Origin of the sequence: Halobacillus sp. BBL2006 (assembly GCF_000786645.1) — a bacterium.
Lineage (GTDB): Bacteria > Bacillota > Bacilli > Bacillales > Halobacillaceae > Halobacillus.
In genome coordinates, this window is sequence record NZ_JRNX01000712.1 from 1 (window position 1) to 1,530 (window position 1,530).

Annotated in this window: 2 protein-coding genes; both read right to left on the minus strand. The window is 42.5% G+C overall.

Going from position 1 to position 1,530, the window contains the following annotated elements:
- Positions 1–151 precede the first annotated feature (151 nt).
- Positions 152–766 carry a PH domain-containing protein gene (locus tag LD39_RS18685; RefSeq protein ID WP_035551617.1) on the minus strand — a complete coding sequence of 205 codons (615 nt, stop codon included), beginning with the start codon at positions 764–766 and terminating at the stop codon, positions 152–154.
- A gap of 151 nt (positions 767–917) precedes the next feature.
- A partial coding sequence (locus LD39_RS18690) for a lactate utilization protein C (RefSeq protein ID WP_035551620.1) occupies positions 918–1,530 on the minus strand: 613 nt, incomplete at its 5' end.

The window sequence follows — 1,530 nt, forward strand, 5'->3', positions numbered from 1 at the left end:
CACGGAAAGCGAGTGATTTCCCGGCACTCCTTTCTCTATCCAAGGCAACGGAAACAGCCATTATCTTGAAACTGAGTCTTCAACAATCGGGAGCTTTAATGGTATAAGAAAAAGCGTCCATTCAAAATTGGACGCTCCTTTACATAATTGATTAGTTATGAATATATTTTTCGAAGATTTCCTTGAAGTCTTTTTGAGTGTTTTCGCGATGCTTCTGTTCGAACCAATTGTACGTGAAGTTCGCTACTTCTTCGAACTCCTTAGAAATGTCATTGTCGTGAAAACGATTATCCTGAATAAGAGCCGACGCTGTTCCAATGCTATCCTTAGAAAACTCATTATGCAGTCGGTTTTCTTCCTGTATTTGAGAAATAGCTACTAAAGACTTATACAAGTCAGCAATCGCTTCTCCCTCATCTTTAGCAATGTCGATACTGAAAACTCGGCTCCCCATCGTAAATTTGATTTCAAGGTCCAAATCAATGGTACCCGCGGTTTCAATGGAGACATCCTTAATATGGTTTTGATAATAATCATAACGGTAAATGTTACGCTTACTGCTCGATGCTTTTTCACCATCAAGATGGATGAGAGCTCTGTTCGTAAAGCAATACTCGTCGGATTTCGATTTGATCAAAAAGTGGATCTTTTCTCCATCCTCTGTTAAAACAAAATCATCTGACTGAGTTTTATCGAAATCCTCTTTACTGATGATCCGGCCGATATCGCTCAATCCTAATGCGTCACTTGCGATCTTCTTAAACATGTATAGCCCCTCCTCATATAGGCATTTCTAATAAAATCTAGTTGGACACTTACATCAATTCGACAAAAGCAGACCTTTTCCTTCCTTCGCCACAAAATTGTCACGTCAGATTCTTAGCCTTATTCCAGCCGTTTGAGGGGAACCTTCTTCATTACAGATCATCCACAACGATATACGTGGCCTTCACCGGACCGTGAACTCCGACGATCAAATTCATTTCTATGTCAGCACTGTTACTTGGACCGGTGATGAAACTGACACAGGAAGAGACTGGGTTACCCTTCTCCTCTTCCTCATGAATCAGACGGCTTGCCTGGGTCATTCTCGGAACCATCGTACTTTTAGGAATGATGGCAATAAATGTTTCAGGTAAAAGACTGATCGACCTTCCGTTGTAACGGTCGTTAAAAAGGGTCACCGTTCCTGACTCTGCCAGGGTAATATCACTGAATACAATTCCCGAACTCGCCTGTTCAGCAAATTCAACGTTCTCGCGCCCCTTTGCTTCATCCCATACTTGAACATCGTAATCTTCCATTCGAAGCTTGTTGTAAAAGTTGTCTAAACCGACAGCTTCGATCCTTGGTCCTCCTGCACTTACCACTTTAGACGCCCCATATCCTTCAAGCACCCTACGTAATGTATCCCCGAGGTTCTCAAGCTTAACTCTCTCAAAGGATGTATGAATCACCTTACACTGTTCCTCCAGTTTATCTACCAACTCATCTTGCGTCGCCCCCTGGAAAACCCGGTTCTGTGGCTTT